Raw genomic sequence first — 18,461 nt, forward strand, 5'->3', positions numbered from 1 at the left:
ACCTGTGACCGGATGACCAGGTCACGGGTGCCCCTCACCGTGGTTGCCGCTGGTTCAGCAGCAGCGGGAGCCTGGGGTGGCGTCTTGGCGGTCCACATGGCGGCGCCAGAACTCCCGCTCCGTCAGCGGTTCTTCGTCCGAGTGGTTTCGGCGGTGGTGGTCGAGGTAGCGCTCGTAGGCGTTCTCACCCACCACGCCGCGCACGATCTGCCAGGCCGTGCGGGCGGACCCGCGCAGCCTGGCCAGGATCGGCGTGCCGGTCATGTGCTGGCCTCGGCCTTCCCGGCCGCCGCCAGCTCCTTCTGGGTCTGCTTCTCCTCAACCGTCGGGATCAGCCCGGATGGGGCCCAGATCTTCGACTCCACGTGCGGCGCCTCGGTGCTCGGCAGCGGCGCGCTCGTGCGCAGCACCTTGATCCAGATCCGAACCGCGTCCACCAGCACGATCACGATCAGCAGCGCGAACAGGATGCTGAGCACACCGTCCACGGTGGAGTTGACTACGACCTTCTGCATCTCCTCGACGGTGTGCGCCGAGCCCTTGCTGGTCTGCCCGGCGTCCAGCGCCGCCTGGTAGGCCGTGCGCTGCGCGAAGAAGCCGATCTTCGGGTCGGCGGAGAAGATCTTCTGCCAGCTCGCGACCAGCGTCACCGCCGCATCCCAGGCCAGCGGCACCAGCGTCACCCACGCGTACTTCGCGCGGCCAGACTTGATCAGGATCGTCGTGGCCACCGCCAGGGCCACCGCCGCCAGCAACTGGTTGGCGATGCCGAACAGCGGGAACAGCTGGTTGATGCCGCCCAGCGGGTCGTTGACCCCGGCCCACAGGAAGTAGCCCCAGGCGCCGACGATCACCGCGCTGGCGATCCAGTTGCCCGGCTTCCAGCTGACGTCGCCGAAGCGCTTCCAGACGTTGCCCACGGTGTCCTGCAGCATGAACCGGCCCACCCGGGTACCGGCGTCCACAGTGGTCAGGATGAACAGCGCCTCGAACATCACCGCGAAGTGGTACCAGAACGCCTTCATCTCGTCCCCGCCGATGACCTGCGAGAACACCTCGGAAAGCCCGACGGCCAGGGTCGGTGCGCCGCCGCTGCGGCCGACCAGCGTGTGCTCGTCCACGGCTGCGGCGGCCGCCGCCAGCTGGTCCGGTGTGATCTGGAAGCCGATCCCGGCGACCGCTTGCGACGCCGACTGCAGCGTGTCGCCGAGCACCGCGGATGGCATGTTCATCGCGAAGTACAGGCCGGGATCGATGATGCACGCCGCGGCCAGCGCCATGATCGCCACGAATGACTCGGTCAGCATCGCGCCGTAGCCGACGACCCGGACCTGCGATTCCTTCTCCAGCATCTTCGGCGTGGTGCCCGAAGACACCAGCGCGTGGAAGCCGGACAGCGCACCGCAGGCGATGGTGATGAACACGAACGGGAACAGCGAGCCGGGGAACACCGGGCCCTGACCGTTGAGCGCGAAGTCGGTGATCGCCTCGGTCTTCATCATCGGCATCGCGATCAGGATCGAAACCGCGAGCAGCACGATGACGCCGACCTTCATGAAGGTGCTCAGGTAGTCGCGTGGCGCCAGCAGCATCCACACCGGCAGCACCGAGGCGATGAAGCCGTAGGCGACCAGCGCGAAGGTCAGCTCGTTGCCGGAGAGCGTGAACAACCCGGCCAGCGACGAGTCCGCGACCCAGCTGCCGGCGACGATGCTCAGCAGCAGCAGCGCCACGCCGATCACCGAGGTCTCGACGATCTTGCCTGGACGCAGGTAGCGCAGGTAGAAGCCCATGAACAGGGCGATCGGGATCGTCATGCCGATGGAGAAGGTGCCCCACGGGGAGCCCTTCAGCGCGCCGACCACGACCAGCGCCAGCACCGCCAGCAGGATGATCATGATCGCTAGCACCGCGATCAGCGCCGCGATGCCGCCCACCGGGCCAATCTCCTCGCGGGCCATCTGTCCGAGGCTGCGGCCGTTGCGGCGGGTGGAGAGGAACAGCACCACCATGTCCTGCACCGCGCCGGCGAAGATGACGCCGATGATGATCCAGATGGTGCCCGGCAGATAACCCATCTGCGCGGCCAGCACCGGGCCCACCAGCGGGCCGGCCCCGGCGATCGCCGCGAAGTGGTGGCCGAAGAGGACCCGGCGGTCGGTCGGCTGGAAGTCGGTGCCGTTGTTCAGCCGCTCCGCCGGCGTCGCGCGCGTGTCGTCGACCTTCAGGACCTTGTAGGTGATGAACCGCGCGTAGAAGCGGTAGGCGATGGCGTACGAGGCGAGCGCCGCGAACACCAGCCAGGCCGCGGAGATCTCCTCGCCGCGGACCAGTGCGATGACGCCCCACGAAATTGCGCCGACGACCGCCACCAGCACCCAGATGGCGATTTCCTTGGGACTCATCTTGCGCTTCCGAGCCGCCCCTGTGCTCGGTGCCGTTATCTCAGCCACCGTCCCAAGACCCCATTTCTCCGTTGTGCTGTGTGGATACGACTGGCAAAGCAGACACGAGGATCGACTTGCATGTCCCCGCATGTCCAGCCCGTTGCCCGGAAGTAACCAGGATGTAAGACACGGCTGACTTCCGGTCACCGGCGTCCGGCGAGGTTCGCGACCGCCCGTTCAGCCGAGGCTTTCGGCGAGTTCGGCCAGTTCGTCCAGCCTGCGCGAGGATTCATCGCGCGGGCGGGTCGGCAGGTAGAACAGCGTGCGGTCCACCCCGGCCGCCGCGTAGGACTCCAGGACCGCCGGATCGCGCGGCGCCGCGTAGACCGCGACCGGCACCCGCCAGCCCGCCCGGTCGCGCACCTTCGCCACCAGTTCTCCGAGGTTTTCGGTGCCGCCGCGCGGAAGCCAGCCGCCGCCGTACTCGGCGACCCGTGCGAACGACCGCTCGCTCTCCCCGCCGACGTAGATCGGCGGGTGCGGCCGCTGCACCGGCTTCGGCCAGGAGTAGATCGGGTCGAAGTCGACGTGCTCGCCGTGGAACTCGGCCGCGTCCTTGGTCCAGATCTCCCGCATCGCCCGGATCCGCTCGTCCATCAGCGCGCCGCGGGCCGCCGGGTCGGTGCCGTGGTTGCGCATCTCCTCGCGGTTCCAGCCAGCCCCGACGCCGAAGATCATCCGGCCGCCGGAGATCAGGTCCAGGCTGGCGACCTCCTTGGCAGTGGTAATCGGATCGCGCTCGACGACCAGCGCGATCCCGGTGGCCACCAACAGCCCCTCCGTGACCGCGGCGACCGCCGCTAGCGCGACGAACGGGTCCAGCGTGCGGTAGTAGATCCGGGGCAGCTCGCCGCCGGCCGGGTAGGGCGACTCCCGGCTGGCCGGGATGTGCGTGTGCTCGGCGATGAACAGCGAGTCGAACCCGCGTTCCTCGACGGCCCGGCCCAGATCCGCCGCGCCGATCCCCTCGTCGGTGATGAACGTGGAAATCCCGAACTTCATCGCATCCTCCTGAAGGCTGTCGCCGAACTCGTTTGCGTGGCGGTGCGGGTGGCGGGACCTTGGGCTCCGGAATCCCCGCGTTGTGCGTGTCCGATGCGCGGCGCTGGGGACTGGCCTCGCCAAGAGCCCCGATAGGTTGGGCCGAGCCCCTTCGGCGCTTCGAAGGCGAGGTTCGAAGCTATTTCCAATGCAGTCTCCCGCCGCGTCAGCACCACAGACCTACCGCCGCGGACGGCCGGCGGCAAGATTTCCCACCGGAGGCGGTCCCATATACCAGTCGCGCGGGGCGGAAGTGCATGGGGCTGACCGGGCCTGATCCATCTGGGTCGGGGTACGCAGAAGCCGCCAGGAGATCATCATCGATCGGTGCGCCGGTAAACTTCGCCGCCGTTGGGCGCAGCCAAATTGATAACGAGTGAAACCCAGCCACAACCAAGGAGGGGGTCTTGGGCGTCGTGCAGATATGTGACGGTGTCGATCGCATTGCCCGTGACCGCCTGGCCGGGCGACGGGCTGGCGGCAATGGATGAACTGACTAGCAAGCTGACCGACCTGTACCAGGAGCACTACCGGCAACTGCTGCGCATCGCGATCCTGCTGGTGGACGACCGCGCCTCTGCGGAGGACATAGTGCAGGACGCCTACGTGCGGGTCTTCGACTCCCGCTCGCGGCTGCGCGATCCGGACAAGGCACTCGCCTTCCTGCGCCAGGCGGTGCTCAACCGGGCCCGGTCCATGCTGCGGCGCCGGTTGATCGCCAAGAAGTACCAGCCGAAGCTCGCCATCGAGGACAGCCAGCCGGACGACACGGAACGCGGGGTGGACCGTGCGGTGCTGGCCGCAGCGCTGGCGAAGCTGCCGCGCCGGCAGCGGGAGGCCGTGGTGCTGCGCTACTACGCGGATCTCAGCGAGGCCCGCACCGCAGAGATCATGGGCTGCAGCCAGGGCGCGGTGAAGTCGTACTGCTCGCGTGGGGTTTCGCGACTGTCGGATCTGCTGGGGGAGAGGGTGTGAACGACGGGAACAGCACACGGGACGTGGACCTGCTGCGAGCGCAGCTGCACCGGCTGGTCGAGGACGTGGAACCCAAGCCGGACGCGTTGCCTCGGTTGCTGGCGGCCACGCGCGGGCGGAGGTCGCCGCGCCGCCCGCTGCTCGCCCTGGTCGGCGCGGTGGCCGTTGCGGCGGCCGCGTTCGTCGTGGTCTCGCTGGGCATTCCCCGCCAGCAGGAACCCGAGCCGGTCAGCGTCCAGCCGGACAGCTACCTCGCCGCGCCCGCTCCCGGTGTGATCGCCTCCTTCGACTTGCGGTCCGGTCGGGAGAACCATGAGGTCGCCCGCGTCGACGGGGCCGACGCAGGTGTCCTGGCCACCGACCACGACCGGGTCTACACCACGGTGTCCACATCGGACGGTCGCCGGATCGTCGAGGTGCTGCTGCGCGGCGGGCAGCGGGTGCTGCCCGGCGACATCGGCGACGGGCGGTTGCTGACCGCGGGCGGCGGGCGCGTCGCCTACCTCGACGGGAACGCCGTGGTGGTCGTGCACGGCGGCGGCCAGCAGCAGCGGATCGCGATCCCGCCGGAACTGCGGGTGGACGACCTGGCGTTGGCCGATGACGGCCGCCTCGCGGTGCTGGCCGGGCTTCAGGGCAGCCAGGCCCTGGTGCTGCTGCTCGCGCCGGACGCGACCTCGCTGGCCGGGCACGTCGATGCGGTGCCGGACGCCACCTGCGGCCCGGTGGCGATTGCCTGGTCCGGACGCGACGTCGCGGCGCTGCAACCGGTGGACTGCGGCGGCGAGCAGGCTCGGGTGGCCACGTTCGCGGCGGACAGCGGGCGCAAGATCGGCGCCGGGGTCCCGTTCCGGACCCCGCCGCTGGCCGCGGGCCAGGCACGGCTGTCCACGGACCCGCTCGGCCGCTTCCTGGTGTCCACCAAGGGGAAGGGGCAGTGGCTCGTGGACGGCTCGGTGATCCGCCCAATCCCACCGGCCTGCACCGACGAGGGTGCTTGCGCGGAAGGGCCCGGGATCTTCTGAAGCCGATCACGCTCCGCAGCGCGGACACGCCCTCGATTTGATCAATGCCGGACCTGATCGCCGCCGGGCCCGGACGATCGGCAGCGGCTTTCCGAACCCGAGGACAGGGGTGGACGTGCAGGCGCTACAACGGGAACTGGCGCGGCTCTACCAGGCCGCGCTGGACCGGCCGAGGTGGCAGCAGGTCCTCGCGTTCGGGGTGTCGCTGTGGACGCTGGCCTGGATCGCCGGCCAGTTCCTGGTGCCGGAGGACGGGCCGACCGCGCTGGACGTGCTGGGTCGGCTCGCCGCCCGCTTCGGGCTCACCGGAGGCGAGTGGGCCGAGCGCCTCACCGAGACCTGGCAGAGCAGCGGCGGCGGTTTCGCGCTGCTGGGCGGACTGCTTTGGGCGGCCACCACCGAGCGCGGCCAGCTGCCGGCGCTGCTCGGCTGGGTCTCGGTGATGCTCGGCGCGGAACGGCTCGGCTACCAACCGGCGATACTGCTGGCGGTGGCGACCATGGCGGGGTTCGTGCTCGTGCTGTGGCTGGCGGCGCTGACCAGCGACCGCTTCGTCGACCGCCGGACCACGTTGCTGCCGCGCGACGTGTTGCGCGCGGGCGTGACGGCGGCAGCGCTGTCGGCCGTCGTCCCGCTGTTCGCACCGGCGTTGTTCCTCGCCCGGCTGGGAAATCCCTATCTGACCAAGGCCCCGAAGATCCTCTCCGCGGACCGCGCGCCGGCCCGGGGCGGCTCGTCCCGGATCCCCGAACAGCCAAAACCGAACGAAGTTCGCGAACCCAGGCAGTCATGACCGCGCAACCCGCCGCAATTTCCATTGAAATCGAAGGTCCTGAGGTTTCGCGGTTATGCGGCGGTGGGGGTGCTGGTCGGGGGACTGGTCGGGTTTTGATCAGGTGTGTTGTGACCTGCGCTGATCGTTGTTATTCGGGCTCGGCGGAAGGCGATGAGCATGTCGTCGATGCTGATGTGGGTCTTGCGGCGGTACCAGGGTCGGCCGGCGTGGGCGATGGCCAGGTCGGTCACGGCGTTGCCGTGCTGGGCGTACCAGAGGATAAGGATGGTCAGGCCCAGCATGGTGAAGGGCACGCTGCGCTGCACGGCGGCGGGTACCCGGTTGGCGGTCTCACCGGTGCCGAGGAGGGTTTTACAGTCCTTGATCGTTTGCTCGATCGACCAGCGGTCGGCGTAGCGGGCGATGAGGGCTTCGCCGGTGGCGGTGGTGTCGGTGGAGACCACAGCGATGTCGTAGGGCTTGGTGGAGTCGGGGGTTTTGACCAGCACCACGACCACCGGGGTGGTGTACAGCGATCCCCACCACAGACACGGGATCACCGCGATCAGCACGGTGTCGGTACTGCCGTAGCGGCGCACCCGGGTGCGCCGCCAGGTGGCGGTAGCGGCCAGGTCCGCGGGGGTACCCAGCCGGTCGCCTTTGAGCCGGGGGCGCCCGCGCCGGCCGGTGCGCGGCGGGCGCGGGCCGTACAGCACGGCGTTGGAGGCCAGGCGGGTGGTGAAGGTGACCTTGGCCGGGAACGGGGTGCGCCAGGCCGGGCCACGGTAGGCGGCATCGACGACGACGTCGATCTGGCGTCCGGGAAACGCTGCCGCCACAAGCCCTACCAGTTCCCGCGCGAGATCGGGTTTGGAGATCCCGGACTTGTTCTTGGGGATGTACAAGCGAAACAGCACCGGCAGGCACACCTGGCGTGCCATGAACGGCAGTGTCACGATCAGCCCGGCGACCACGAAACAGTTACCGCGGCCGATACCGTCACGGCCTTTGGCCGAGCCGTCGTGCTGCCAGAACACCCCGTGGGTCTTGGAACCGTAGCGGTGGAACAGTGTGTCGTCGATGCCGACCCGCAACGGCCGGCCGTCATCGACGAGACGGGCCACCACCAGCCGGGCCAGCGCCAGCCCCAGGGCGTCCGGACTCCAGCGGGCATCGGAGAAAAACCGGTGCGCCCGCGCGTGATGCGACACCCCCGCCAGCCCCGCCGCGCCCCACATCCCGGTCACCGTCCGCGGGCCCGTGGCCGCCAAAAGCCCCGTCACCAGCTGCGTGAACGTGATGAACGTCGGCGCGGTGAACACCAACCGCACCCCCTCCAGCACAGACAGTAAGGACGCGAGTACGGTTCCAGCAGGAAGCATCGGCGAATCTCCCCATCAGCGGGCGGTTAGTAGCACGCCGATGCTTCCGCTATCTCCGGCCCCGCCACCCCACCCGACACCAAGATCAACCGATCGTGTCACCACCAAAACTGCGAAACCTCAGAAGGTCCGATTTCCATTGAAATTGCAACCCACCCGGAGCGGGGAGAGCGGTGCGTCAGGGCTGGGGCGTCAGGCGGAGGCCGCGTTCGGCCAGCGCGCGGAGTCCCACGTCGTCCGGGCTGGAGGATCGGTGCCGCCACACGGTTTGCACGATCCGCACCTGGTTCCCGTTCTGCTGCACGGCCTGCGCCGCGTTGTCGAACCCGTCGGGGCCGTCCGGCCAGCCGGAGCCCTCGGCGATCAGATCCGTGACGCCACCGGTGCCCGCGGCATCGGCGAGTTCCCGCAGCTCGCTGGCCGCCCCTTGGTCGGGCAGTTCGACGATGACCACCGATACGGCGGCCGGCCGACTCGAAACCTGGGTGTCGAACACCGCGCGGGTCAGGCTCCGGCACGGCCGCTGCTCGAACCAGCGCTGCACATCGCCGAACGAGTGCTGGGCGCACGAGGCGTCGCGAGCGGTCACCATCTGCGCGAACTCGACGCCGTCGGCCCGCTGGATAGGCGGGGTCCGCGGCGGCGGGCTAGCGGTGGGTTTGCCGAGCGAGAACCACATCCCGATGACGACGCAGAGCGGCACCAGCGCCGCCGCCGCTACCGCGATCAGCCTGTCGCGCGGGGCGAATCGCCGTGCCGCCGCTGCCGCTGGCTGGCCGGTGTACTTCGGGATCAGCATGGTGTCCGCTGTGGCCAGATCCACGGCCCCGGATTCCGGGAAGCCCTCGCCAGCCAGCTCGGCGAGGCCGAGCTCGCAGTTCTCGTCGAGCACTCGCAACAGCCGCTGGGCGGGTTCAACGGGGCAGGGGTGTTCGTAGGTGGCCAGCTCGCGGGCGGCGGCGAGGATGCTGGTCGTGTTCGGCGAAACCACCCGCACCCCGCGGTGCAGGTCGGTGGTGGGCTGCGTGACCTGACCGGCGTACGGGCCGACCACCACGATCGCGGCCACCGGCAACGGTTCCAGCCCGCGCGACTGCAGGCTGCGCGCCAGCGCGGCCGCCGATTCGAGCCCCTCCAGCCCGGGGTTGACCGCGCCCTCGGTGCGCACCAGCGGCCAGCCGTCGACCCTCCACGGGGTTTGCAGCGGCGCGTCGACCTTCAGTGCGGGCTCGGGGAGATCGAGCCCGAGCACCACGACCACCCCGCGGGGCAGCACGATCACCGCGTCTAGCGGGCGCGGGCTACCGGGCGGGCGGCAGCCGAAGGCGGCGACCCCGCCGAGCACCGAGCAACCGGTGCCCCATGCGGAGATGGCCGCCCGGATGTCGGCGCCGACCTGGGACGGTTCCGCACCGAGCCGCACCAGTCGCATGACGACCTCCAAGATCCGGCGGACATCGCGGGCCCGACGATCACCCGCTGTTCGAGCTGAGACGTTAGTCGGGGGGACCAAGTATTGTCGCGAGTTCCGACTTTCGTCCGATCGAGTGGTGTCCACCACTCTCCGGCCTGTCGTGCACTGGTGCTTTCGAGCGACCCGGAAAGCCCGTGGCAACGCCTCGGATCTGCGATTACCGCTATTCGGCGCAGTCGGTGCCGGGCCGGGCCGAGCGGTGCAGGTCGCTCGCGGACGCGAGACGGATGACGACGTTCTGGTGGCGGACCGCTCCATCCGCAATGCAGAATGGCGCCGCACCTGTTGATCGCCAAGTACGCGAGGTCGTAGGGGAAGACGTCCCTCGTCGAACAGCGGAGGTCAGCAGTGAGCACCCGTGGCAGCGACCGTGGCCGCACATCTGGTGTGGTCTACGTCCACTCGTCGCCGTCTGCGGTCTGCCCGCACGTCGAGTGGGCGATCTCTGGCGCACTCGGCATTCGGACAGAACTCCGCTGGACGGCACAACCGGCAGCCCCAGGGCAACTCCGCGCGGAGTGCAACTGGACGGGCGAACCGGGTACCGGAGCGCGCTTGGTCACCGCGCTGCGCGCGTGGCCGATGCTGCGCTTCGAAGTCACCGAAGACCCCAGTCCCGGGGTCGACGGGCAGCGGTTCTGCCATGCGCCCGGGCTGGGCCTGTGGCGGGCCTGCACCAGCGCCAACGGCGACATCATGGTCAGCGAGGACCAGCTGCGGACGCTCGCGGCCAACGCCAAGGGTCCCGAGGCCTTCGGCCACCGCGTGGACCAGCTGCTCGGTGCCGCCTGGGACGACGCCCTCGAACCGTTCCGCCGCGCCGGCGACGGCGCTCCGGTGACCTGGCTGCACCGGGTGGGCTGACGCGCGGTTCGCGAGGATGATTTCCGGTTCTTGCCGGAACCACCGCTCGCGAGCGATCTCGGTGTGAAAGGCTGAGACCGTGCGTTCCTGGTTCAAATGGGGTCTTCCGCTGGCGGTCGTCGTGCTGCTCGGTGCGGCGGGCGGTGGGGTGCTGCTGGCCGAAAACGTCTACCCGCGCACCCTCGCTCAGCAGAACTCCCAGGCCTCGCAGTTGACCGGGTGGGTCAAGTCCCCGATCGGCATTGTCTACACCCCAGATGCCGCGGCGAGCCCCGATCTGCCGGGCGTGCGGTCCCTGCTGGACAGCCACTTCAGCTCCATCAACGAGCGGAACTACGACCGGTGGAAGTCCACAGTGGTCCCGGAGAAGTGGCAGGAGCTGCCCAAGGACAAGTGGTTCGACAACTACGGGACCACTCGCGACTTCGGCTGGACGGTGCACCGGATCGACCAGGGAGCGGACGGCTCGCTGCTGGTGATGCTGACCTTCATGAGCGAGCAGGCCCTGGAAGACGCGCCACCGCAGCTCCAGGCGACGTGCGTGGCCTGGAACGTGGTGTACCCGCTGGTGTTGGACGATGCGGGCAGGAGCTTCCGGCTGGACACCAGCAAACTGCCCAACAGCGCCCTGCTCGACTACTGCAACCATTGACTGTTACGTACCAACGACCGTCCGCGTCACGGGAGACCACGACCATCGTGGGATCCAGCGCGGCGAACGTGCCGGCGTCCCAGGAGCACACGAACCGCAGTGGCGTGGCCTGTTCGGCGAGGAACAGTTGTCCCTCGCGCATCCGGAACGCCGAGCGAGTGTAATGCGCTGACTGGCGCCCGTTGCGGGACTTGAACCGGGGATACCGCGCACGCCCGGCGAAGAAGTTCTCAAAGGCGCGGTGTGCTGGTGCCGAAGCGTCTGCTGCAACGGCACGCTCGACACCTCACCGAGGAACGCCAGTTCCTCGGTCTTCTTCCACCGCGTCAAGGCCGCGTCGGTTTCCTTTGTACGAGATCCGGCGGCCTTCGTCATGGTAGGTACGGTGGCGTTCTTCGAGGGTCTTGTTCCACTCCAGGCGCACACACCCGAACGTGGCCCCAACCGGGCCCGCTGTTCGTTGGCAATTGGCGCGCCCCGCGCGCGGCTAGCGACGCGACGAACTTGGTTTCGGCTGTCGCATTCGCCGGAGCGTAAGCAACGCCCATGCCGGACCAAACCAACAACCCGGTCCTTCAGGAGTGCCGCCTCTCGGTGCGGGGCGGCCTTACCGGTCAGGGGTCGTGAGTGTTCGTTCCGGTAAGAACCGGATTTGTCACTCACGAGCCGCAGCCGGTCACAGCGGGATGTTGCCGTGCCAACCGCGGCCTGCGGGGGCAGCGGCCAGTGCTTCGGCGACCCGGCGGCGGGTGGTCTTCGGGTCGATTACCTCGTCGACCACGCCGATCGACATCGCCCGGACCACCCCGCCGGCGACCCGCTCGTGCTCCTCGGTGAGCTTGGCCTGCAACGCCTCGCGCTCCCCCTCGGGCGCGGCGGCCAGCGTCTTGCGGTGCAGGATGCCGACCGCGGCCTTGGCCCCCATCACCGCGACCTCGGCCTCCGGCCAGGCGAACACGGTGGTCGCGCCCAGCGAGCGGGCGTTCATCGCGATGTACGCGCCACCGTAAGACTTGCGGGTCACCAGCGTCACCCGCGGCACCACGGCTTCACCGAAGGCGTGCAACAGCTTCGCGCCGCGCCGCACCACTCCGCCCCATTCCTGGCCGACCCCGGGCAGATAACCGGGCACGTCGACGAGCACCAGCAGCGGCACGCCGAACGAGTCGCACATCCGCACGAACCGGGCGGCCTTCTCCGCCGACAGCGAGTCCAGGCAACCACCCTTGCGCAGCGGATTGTTCGCGATCACACCGATGGCGCGGCCGCCGAGCCGACCGAGGCCGACCACGATGTTCGCAGCCCACTTGGCCTGCAACTCCTCGAAGTCCGCACCGCCGTCGGCGCGGGCGTCGAGGATGCCGCGGATCACCGGCTTGACGTCATAGGCACGCTGCGGGCGGTCCGGCAGCAGCGCACGCAGATCGTCGGCGCCCTGCACGGAATGCAGGTCGAACATGCCCGGCCTCGCGAACAACCCCGTCAGCCGCCGTGCCCGCACGTACGCGTCGGTCTCGTCGTCGGCGACCACGTGCACCACGCCGGACTTCGCGCCATGCGCGGAGATACCGCCCAGACCCTCCTGGTCGATCTGCTCGCCGGTCACGCTGCGGACGACATCCGGTCCGGTGACGAACACGCGCCCGGCCGGGGACATGATGACCACATCCGTCAGCGCCGGGCCGTACGCGGCGCCACCGGCGGCCGGGCCCACCACCACCGAGATCTGCGGCACCCGACCGGACGCGCGGATCATCGCCGCGAACATCCGGCCCATGCCATCCAGCGACTCCACCCCCTCGGGGATGCGGGCGCCGCCGGAATGCCACACGCCGATCACCGGGCAGCGCTCCCGCACCGCCACGTCGATGGCGTCCACGATGTGCCCGCAGCCCTCGGCACCCAGCGCGCCACCCATCTTGGTGGCATCGCTGCAGTAGACGACCACCTTCGTGCCATCGACACGGCCGCGCACCGCGAACATCCCGCTGCTGTCACGCGGGTGCAGCGGCTCGATCGACTCCGGATCGAGCAGCTGATCCAGCCGCACCTCGGGATCACGCGGATCCCGCTGCTGCTGCACGCTCTCCGGCCGGCTGGCCACTGCGGTCATCGGATCCTCCGGGAAGTCGGTGTTGGTACGGCCGCCGGGCGACGAGATTCGGCTTCGCCGACGGGCGACCGACTGCCTGCGGTTTCGTCGTACCGCAGAGCGCGAAAGGACGGGCTGAGCAACGGCTCAGCCCGTCCTTTACGGGGAACGGTCATGCCCTGGCGAAGGCGAGCGCGACGTTGTGCCCACCGAAGCCGAAGGCGTTGTTGATCGCTGCGGTCTGCTCGACGTGCCGCGGCTTGTCGGCCACCACGTCGAGCTCGACCTTCGGGTCGATCGTTTCCAGGTTCCGGGTGGCCGGGATGATGCCGTGCTGCAGCGAGAGGATCGTGATGATGCTCTCCACCGCACCGGCCCCGCCGACCAGGTGGCCCAGCGATCCCTTCGGCGCGGTGACCACCGCGCGGTCGCCGATCGCCTTGCGCACCGAGTTCGCCTCGCCCACGTCGCCGACCGCAGTGGACGTCGCGTGCGCGTTGACGTGCCCGATGTCCGAAGGCTGCAGGCCCGCGGTCTGCATCGCCTTGCGCATCGCGGCGACCTGGCCCCGACCGTCCGGCGGACTACCGGTGATGTGGTAGGCGTCGGAGGTGATGCCCACGCCTGCCAGCCGGCCGTAGATCCGAGCGCCGCGCGCCTTGGCGTGCTCCGCGCTCTCCAGGATGACCACGCCGGCGCCCTCGCCCATCACGAACCCGTCGCGGTCGACGTCGAACGGGCGCGAGGCGCGCTCCGGGTCGTCGTTGCGGGTGCTCAGGGTCCGGGCCTGGGCGAAACCGGCGATGGTGATCGGGTGGATGCAGGCCTCCGCGCCACCGGCCACCACCACGTCCGCATGCCCCTGCTGGATCATGTCGAAGCCCTTGGCCAGGCCCTCGGCGCCCGAGGCGCAGGCCGACGCGGGGGAGTGCACTCCGGCGCGGGCCCGCACGTCCAGGCTGACCATCGCGGCCGGGCCGTTGGGCATCAGCATCGGCACGGTCAGCGGCGAAACCTTGCGCAGCCCGCTCTGCTGCAGCAGGTCGTTCTGCTGCAGCAGCGTGATCGGTCCGCCGATGCCGGTGCCCAGCGACACGCCCAGCCGGTCCGGGTCGACCGGCTCGTTGTCGTCGGTGGGCAGCTCGAAACCGGCGTCGGCCCATGCCTCGCGGGCGGCGATCACGGCCATCGCCTCGCAGCGGTCCATCCGCCGCAGCTGAACGCGGGGCAGCACCTCGCTCGGGTCCACCGCCACCGGGGCGCCGATCTTGGCCGGGAGTTCGAGCCGGTCCACCCACTCGGCTTCCAGTCGGCGAACGCCGGAGGCTCCGTTGACGATTCCGTCCCAGGTGGACGCGACGTCACCGCCCAGCGGTGTCGTCGCGCCCAGCCCGGTGATCACGACATCCGCTGTCATGCGTTCTTGGTGATGTAGTCAACCGCATCACCGACGGTCTTGAGGTTGGCCAGCTCGTCGTCCGGGATCTTGACCCCGAACTTGTCCTCCGCCTGCACGGCGATCTCCACCATGGACAGCGAGTCGATGTCCAGGTCGTCGACGAAGGACTTGTCGATGGTCACGTCGGCGGCGTCGACACCGGCGACCTCTTCGACGATGGCGGCGAGACCGGTGCTGATTTCCTCGTTCGACACGGGTAGTTCCTTCCTGGTTCTTGCGTTCCGCACCGCGGCTCGGTGACCCGCGGCAGCTTTCGGGTGGCTCAGGGGCAGATTGCGACCTGGGCCGAGTAGGACAGCCCGGCGCCGAAGCCCACGAGCAGCATCACGGCACCGCTGGGGATCTCCCCCGCGGCCCGCATGTGGTCGATGGCCAGCGGGATGGACGCCGACGACGTGTTGCCGGAGTAGACGATGTCACGCGCGAGCACGAGGTCGTCACGGGCACCCTGGGACTGCAGCTTCTTGGCGATGGCCTCGATGATCCGCAGGTTCGCCTGGTGCGGCACCAGCACGTCCACATCGGACATCTGCAGGCCGGCCGCCTCGACCGCGCGAACGGCCACCGGGGCGATCTGCGTGGTCGCCCACCGGAAGACCGCCTGGCCCTCCTGGTAGATGTACTTGCCGTCGCGCAGGTAGATGGTGTCCGCCAGGTCGCCGGCGCTGCCTAGCACGCCCGGGCCGAGCTCCGGCTCCTCGGCCGGACCGACCACCGTGGCACCGGCGCCGTCGGCGAAGATGATGCAGTTCCCGCGGTCCTCCCAGTCCAGCCATTCCTGGAACCGCTCGGAGCCGATCACCAGCACGTTGCGGGCCGAACCGGCGCGCACCGCGTCCGAGGCGGTGGACAGCGCGTAGACGAACCCGGCGCAGGCGGCGTTGAGGTCGTAGGCGCTCTTGGCCTTGATGCCGATCTGGTCGGCGACCTGGGCCGCGGCGTTCGGGATCCCGCCCTGCATGGTGCAGGTGGCGACGATCACCTGGTCCACATCGGACGGTGTCAGGCCCGCGTCGGCGACCGCCTTCGCGCCGGCCTCGACGGCCATGCCGACCACCGTCTGGTCGTCGTCGCCGAGCCGCCGGTGGATGATGCCGACGCGCTGCCGGATCCACTCGTCGTTGGTGTCGACGATCTTGGCCAGGTCGTCGTTGGTGACGATCCGGTTGCCCTGCGTGCTGCCGAAGCCGAGCAGCTTGGTGCCGGCCGGGATGGGGTTCTGGGCAATGCGGGGTCGCGTCACGCGTCGCTCCCGAGCAGGTCGGCGACCTTATCCAGGTCGGCAGGGGTCTTCAGGGCGACGGTCTTGACGCCCTTGAGCTCGCGGCGCACCAGGCCGCTGAGAGCGCCGGCGGGCGGGAATTCCACGACCGCCTCGACACCGTGTTCGGCCAGCGCCGCCATGCAGGTGTCCCAGCGCACCGGGCTGATGACTTGGGAGACGAGCCGCTGCACGATCTCGGCGGCGTCCGTGACGACCGCGCCGTCGGCGTTGGACAGCAGCGGCAGGGCGGCGTCGGTCGCGGTCACCTTCTCCGCGTGCTGGGCCAGGGTCTCCCGAGCGGGAGCCATGAAGCGGGTGTGGAAGGCACCGGCCACCGGCAGCGGGCGCACTCGGGCACCGACCGGCGGTTCGGCGGCGAGCTGTTCGAGCGCGGGCACCCGCCCGGCGGCCACGATCTGGCCGGCGCCGTTGCGGTTGGCCGGGTCCAGGCCGAGCTGTTCGAGGTGGGCGATCACGTCGTCCGCCTCGCCGCCGAGCACGGCGGCCATGCCGGTCGGCTCCAGCGCGCAGGCGGCAGCCATCTCGCGGCCGCGCACGGCGGCCAGCGAAACGGCGTCGTCGAAGGCCAGGGCGCCCGCGATGGCGGCGGCGGCCAGCTCACCGACGGAGTGTCCGGCGACCGGGGTGCCGTCCGGGATCGTCACCCGGCGGCGCAGTTCGTCGGCGGCGATCAGCGACAGCGCCACCACCAGCGGCTGGGTGACCGCGGTGTCCTTGATCTCGTCCGCGTCGGCGGTGGTGCCGAGGCGGTGCAGGTCGAGGCCGGTCAGCTCGGACCAGGCGCCGACGCGTTCGGCGGCACCATCCAGCTCGAGCCACGGGTTGAGCATCCCTGGGGTCTGCGACCCCTGTCCGGGGGCTAGAAGCGCGATCACTCTTGCTACTGAACACGTCCGGGGGTGATCGACGTGATGACGGGAGTGACGAAGTCCGGACCGCAAAATTGTGGAGTGTCTACAAGCGAGCGGGTGACCAGGCGCTGCCCGGCCCCGAATCGTTGTCGGCCGTGCCCGGTTGGTGACTGAACCGTGAACATCGGTAAATGCCTGCTGCGGCGGGTGATCGGTGCGGTCACCACAGGCCGCGGGACTTGGCGAGCCGACCCACCGCGAGGCCGACCCGGAGGACGTGGGCGTCGCGGGCGTTGGACGGCGTGTGGCCGGTGAGTTCCGCCACTCTGCGCAGCCGGTACCGCACGGTGTTCGGGTGCACGTAGAGCTGCCGCGCGCAGTTCTCCAGCACACCGCCGACCTCCAGGTAGGTGTCGACGGTCTCCATCAGCGCGCCGCCGGCGTCCACCAGCGGCAGCACGATCCGCTCGACCAGCTGCCGTTCAGCCTCCGGGTCGCCGGCCAGCGCACGTTCCGGCAGCAGGTCGCCGGACGGCACCGGGCGCGGCGCGGTCGGCCACGCCACCACGGCCCGCAGCGCGGACATCGCATCGCCGGCTGACCGGTGCGCCTCGGCGAGGCTCGGCACGGTCGGCCCGGCCACGACGGGGCCTTCGTCGAAAGCTTCGGACAGCCGCTTGGCCGCCTCATCGTTGGTGCGCGCGTCGCCCGGCCCGCCGAAGACCACCACGAGCCGGGTGCCCTGCACGCCGAGCAGCACCGGGCAGCCGAGCCGCGCCGCCCGGCTGCGCACCTGGTAGATGATGGTCGGCGGGTCGTCCGACGGTGCGTTGCCGACTAGCACGGTCGCCTCCGACGACGGCTCCCAGCCGAGCGCGGCGGCGCGGGAGAGCAGCGACTCCTCGGCGTCGCCGCGAACGATGCCGTCGACGACGAGCGCTTCCAGCCGCGCGTCCCACGCACCGCGGGCCTCCGCCGCAGCGGCGTATGAGGTGGCTGCCGCGAACGAGATCTCCCGCGTGTAGCGCAGGATCGATTCGGTCAGGAGGGTGCGGTCGGGCACCTCGGCCGCCAGTTCGGGCAGTTGCCGCTCGAACACGTCGATGGCGACCCGGACCAGCTCCAGGGTCTGCCGCAGGCTGACCCACCTGGACAGGTCCCGGGGCGCGGTGCGGAACGCTTCGGCGGTCAGCCGGATCGCCTCGGTCGGGTCCTGCAGCCACGCAACGAAGTTATTGGCCCCGGTCTGGGTGACCAGCAGCACGCTCGCCCGCTGGTCGGCGGGCAGCCGCCGGAACCACGGGAGGCGTTGTTCCATCTCGCTGACGCTGGCGCTGGCCAGTCCGCCGGTGCCCCGTTCCAGTCGGCGAAGGGTGGCCGCGGAGACCTGCCGCTGCGTACCGGTATCCCGCTCACCTGCGCGTTCGGTACTCATGCCCTCAGAATCGCACGCCGCCGATCAGTCCCGGCGGGCAGCGGCCGTCCTGTGCGGGCAGGCTCACAGCGCACCGGAGCTCCAGCGGATCGGCAGTTCGACACGGGCTGCCGCAAGCGGCGTAGCCGACTTGGCCCACCCTCTCGGTTTGCACCGCCGCTGGGTTTCAGCTATCCGCACCGCAATGCAAGAAGTTGGAAACGCTCAATGCGTACCCTGCCGAAATCGCGGCACCGTGGTGGCTGACCTTGACCTTATCGGCCTCGGGAAGCGACGCGTTCGCGAGGAAAGCGGTGGCGGTGGCCATGTCCTCGCTCAGATACCCAAACGAGGGAAAAAATCACTCTTTCGGCGAGCCTGTCGCGGTTGCCGTTAATCCATTCGCCCGAAACGATCTCCGGCGCACGCGAATTCGCTTCTGTTTTGTCGAGGAGGAAAAGTGAGAGCCCTCCAACAGGGACTGGCCGGGGCCCGGGCCGCGGTCGAGACGTTCGTCCCGAAACTGGCCATATTCCTCGTCGCCGGGGTCGGTGGCGGTCTGATCCGGCCGATGCGGCAGCGCTGGAGCCGGCGGCTGAACAGCGCCGAGGCCCCGTTCGCCGCCGACTCGAAGGGCAAGCAAGAACGGCGCGAGGCCCGAGACGGGTGACGCCGGTGTGGGCGGTCACGCGTGATCGCGTGTCGTACCGACTGGTGGTTGGGAC

General features: G+C 69.8%; 19 protein-coding genes. 6 read left to right on the forward strand and 13 right to left on the reverse strand.

All coding sequences use genetic code 11. The features are described from left to right. Positions 1-54: 54 nt before the first annotated feature. The 3 genes from ACRXBZ_RS28840 to ACRXBZ_RS28850 form a co-directional block, all read right to left on the reverse strand. Positions 55-264 carry a YbdD/YjiX family protein gene (locus ACRXBZ_RS28840; protein ID WP_190817709.1) on the reverse strand — a complete coding sequence of 70 codons (210 nt, stop codon included), beginning with the start codon at positions 262-264 and terminating at the stop codon, positions 55-57. Beyond that, entirely contained in the window at positions 261-2,405 is a 2,145-nt protein-coding gene (locus tag ACRXBZ_RS28845; RefSeq protein WP_433881740.1) for a carbon starvation CstA family protein, read from the reverse strand. Before ACRXBZ_RS28845 ends, ACRXBZ_RS28840 begins: the two co-directional genes overlap by 4 nt. A 219-nt stretch (positions 2,406-2,624) precedes the next feature. Continuing rightward, positions 2,625-3,449, reverse strand: a complete 825-nt coding sequence (locus ACRXBZ_RS28850; protein WP_433881741.1) for an LLM class F420-dependent oxidoreductase — start codon at positions 3,447-3,449, stop codon at positions 2,625-2,627. Positions 3,450-3,920: 471 nt separating this feature from the next. Between ACRXBZ_RS28850 and ACRXBZ_RS28855 the strand changes: the two genes are divergently transcribed. From ACRXBZ_RS28855 to ACRXBZ_RS28865, 3 genes are all read left to right on the forward strand, one after another. Further along, the gene (locus tag ACRXBZ_RS28855; RefSeq protein WP_433881742.1) at positions 3,921-4,463 is read left to right on the forward strand and encodes a SigE family RNA polymerase sigma factor; all 543 of its coding nucleotides are present in this window, start codon (positions 3,921-3,923) and stop codon (positions 4,461-4,463) included. Then, positions 4,460-5,488: a hypothetical protein gene (locus ACRXBZ_RS28860; RefSeq protein WP_433881743.1), complete on the forward strand. Its 1,029-nt coding sequence runs from the start codon at positions 4,460-4,462 to the stop codon at positions 5,486-5,488. Before ACRXBZ_RS28855 ends, ACRXBZ_RS28860 begins: the two co-directional genes overlap by 4 nt. A gap of 109 nt (positions 5,489-5,597) precedes the next feature. After that, the gene (locus ACRXBZ_RS28865) at positions 5,598-6,281 is read left to right on the forward strand and encodes a hypothetical protein (RefSeq protein ID WP_433881744.1); all 684 of its coding nucleotides are present in this window, start codon (positions 5,598-5,600) and stop codon (positions 6,279-6,281) included. 53 nt (positions 6,282-6,334) lie between these two features. Here the strand turns inward: ACRXBZ_RS28865 and ACRXBZ_RS28870 are convergent, their stop codons facing one another. Next, the gene (locus tag ACRXBZ_RS28870; protein WP_433877961.1) at positions 6,335-7,645 is read right to left on the reverse strand and encodes an IS701 family transposase; all 1,311 of its coding nucleotides are present in this window, start codon (positions 7,643-7,645) and stop codon (positions 6,335-6,337) included. A gap of 178 nt (positions 7,646-7,823) precedes the next feature. Beyond that, positions 7,824-9,077, reverse strand: a complete 1,254-nt coding sequence (locus tag ACRXBZ_RS28875; RefSeq protein WP_433881745.1) for a hypothetical protein — start codon at positions 9,075-9,077, stop codon at positions 7,824-7,826. A gap of 429 nt (positions 9,078-9,506) precedes the next feature. On the opposite strand from ACRXBZ_RS28875, the gene ACRXBZ_RS28880 reads away from it, so the two are divergent. Together ACRXBZ_RS28880 and ACRXBZ_RS28885 are read left to right on the forward strand one after the other, a co-directional pair. Then, positions 9,507-9,983 carry a DUF3145 domain-containing protein gene (locus ACRXBZ_RS28880; protein ID WP_433883999.1) on the forward strand — a complete coding sequence of 159 codons (477 nt, stop codon included), beginning with the start codon at positions 9,507-9,509 and terminating at the stop codon, positions 9,981-9,983. A 79-nt stretch (positions 9,984-10,062) separates the two neighbouring features. Continuing rightward, positions 10,063-10,635 carry a hypothetical protein gene (locus ACRXBZ_RS28885; RefSeq protein WP_433881746.1) on the forward strand — a complete coding sequence of 191 codons (573 nt, stop codon included), beginning with the start codon at positions 10,063-10,065 and terminating at the stop codon, positions 10,633-10,635. A 286-nt stretch (positions 10,636-10,921) separates the two neighbouring features. On the opposite strand, the gene ACRXBZ_RS28890 is transcribed toward ACRXBZ_RS28885, so the two are convergent. The 8 genes from ACRXBZ_RS28890 to ACRXBZ_RS28925 all read right to left on the reverse strand — a co-directional run bounded on the left by ACRXBZ_RS28890 (position 10,922) and on the right by ACRXBZ_RS28925 (position 18,064). Further along, positions 10,922-11,059, reverse strand: a complete 138-nt coding sequence (locus ACRXBZ_RS28890) for a hypothetical protein (protein WP_433881747.1) — start codon at positions 11,057-11,059, stop codon at positions 10,922-10,924. Positions 11,060-11,311: 252 nt separating this feature from the next. Then, positions 11,312-12,748: an acyl-CoA carboxylase subunit beta gene (locus ACRXBZ_RS28895; protein ID WP_433881748.1), complete on the reverse strand. Its 1,437-nt coding sequence runs from the start codon at positions 12,746-12,748 to the stop codon at positions 11,312-11,314. A 151-nt stretch (positions 12,749-12,899) separates the two neighbouring features. Next, positions 12,900-14,144 carry a beta-ketoacyl-[acyl-carrier-protein] synthase family protein gene (locus ACRXBZ_RS28900; protein WP_433881749.1) on the reverse strand — a complete coding sequence of 415 codons (1,245 nt, stop codon included), beginning with the start codon at positions 14,142-14,144 and terminating at the stop codon, positions 12,900-12,902. Beyond that, a complete protein-coding gene (locus ACRXBZ_RS28905) occupies positions 14,141-14,380 on the reverse strand; it encodes an acyl carrier protein (protein WP_168587123.1) in 240 nt (79 codons plus the stop codon). The genes ACRXBZ_RS28900 and ACRXBZ_RS28905 overlap by 4 nt, the downstream gene beginning before the upstream one ends. Before the next feature lie 68 nt (positions 14,381-14,448). Next, the gene (locus tag ACRXBZ_RS28910; protein ID WP_433881750.1) at positions 14,449-15,429 is read right to left on the reverse strand and encodes a beta-ketoacyl-ACP synthase III; all 981 of its coding nucleotides are present in this window, start codon (positions 15,427-15,429) and stop codon (positions 14,449-14,451) included. Next, positions 15,426-16,346 carry an ACP S-malonyltransferase gene (locus tag ACRXBZ_RS28915; RefSeq protein WP_433881751.1) on the reverse strand — a complete coding sequence of 307 codons (921 nt, stop codon included), beginning with the start codon at positions 16,344-16,346 and terminating at the stop codon, positions 15,426-15,428. The genes ACRXBZ_RS28910 and ACRXBZ_RS28915 overlap by 4 nt, the downstream gene beginning before the upstream one ends. Before the next feature lie 196 nt (positions 16,347-16,542). Next, the gene (locus ACRXBZ_RS28920) at positions 16,543-17,757 is read right to left on the reverse strand and encodes a PucR family transcriptional regulator (RefSeq protein ID WP_210435004.1); all 1,215 of its coding nucleotides are present in this window, start codon (positions 17,755-17,757) and stop codon (positions 16,543-16,545) included. Positions 17,758-17,923: 166 nt separating this feature from the next. Further along, positions 17,924-18,064 (reverse strand): hypothetical protein, encoded by a 141-nt coding sequence (locus ACRXBZ_RS28925; protein WP_433881752.1) that lies wholly within the window; start codon positions 18,062-18,064, stop codon positions 17,924-17,926. Between the two features lie 132 nt (positions 18,065-18,196). Here ACRXBZ_RS28925 and ACRXBZ_RS28930 point away from each other — a divergent pair, with 132 nt between their 5' ends. Then, positions 18,197-18,406, forward strand: a complete 210-nt coding sequence (locus tag ACRXBZ_RS28930) for a hypothetical protein (RefSeq protein WP_433881753.1) — start codon at positions 18,197-18,199, stop codon at positions 18,404-18,406. Positions 18,407-18,461 lie beyond the last annotated feature (55 nt).

Origin of the sequence: Saccharopolyspora hattusasensis, from assembly GCF_050972075.1 — a bacterium.
GTDB lineage: Bacteria > Actinomycetota > Actinomycetes > Mycobacteriales > Pseudonocardiaceae > Saccharopolyspora > Saccharopolyspora hattusasensis.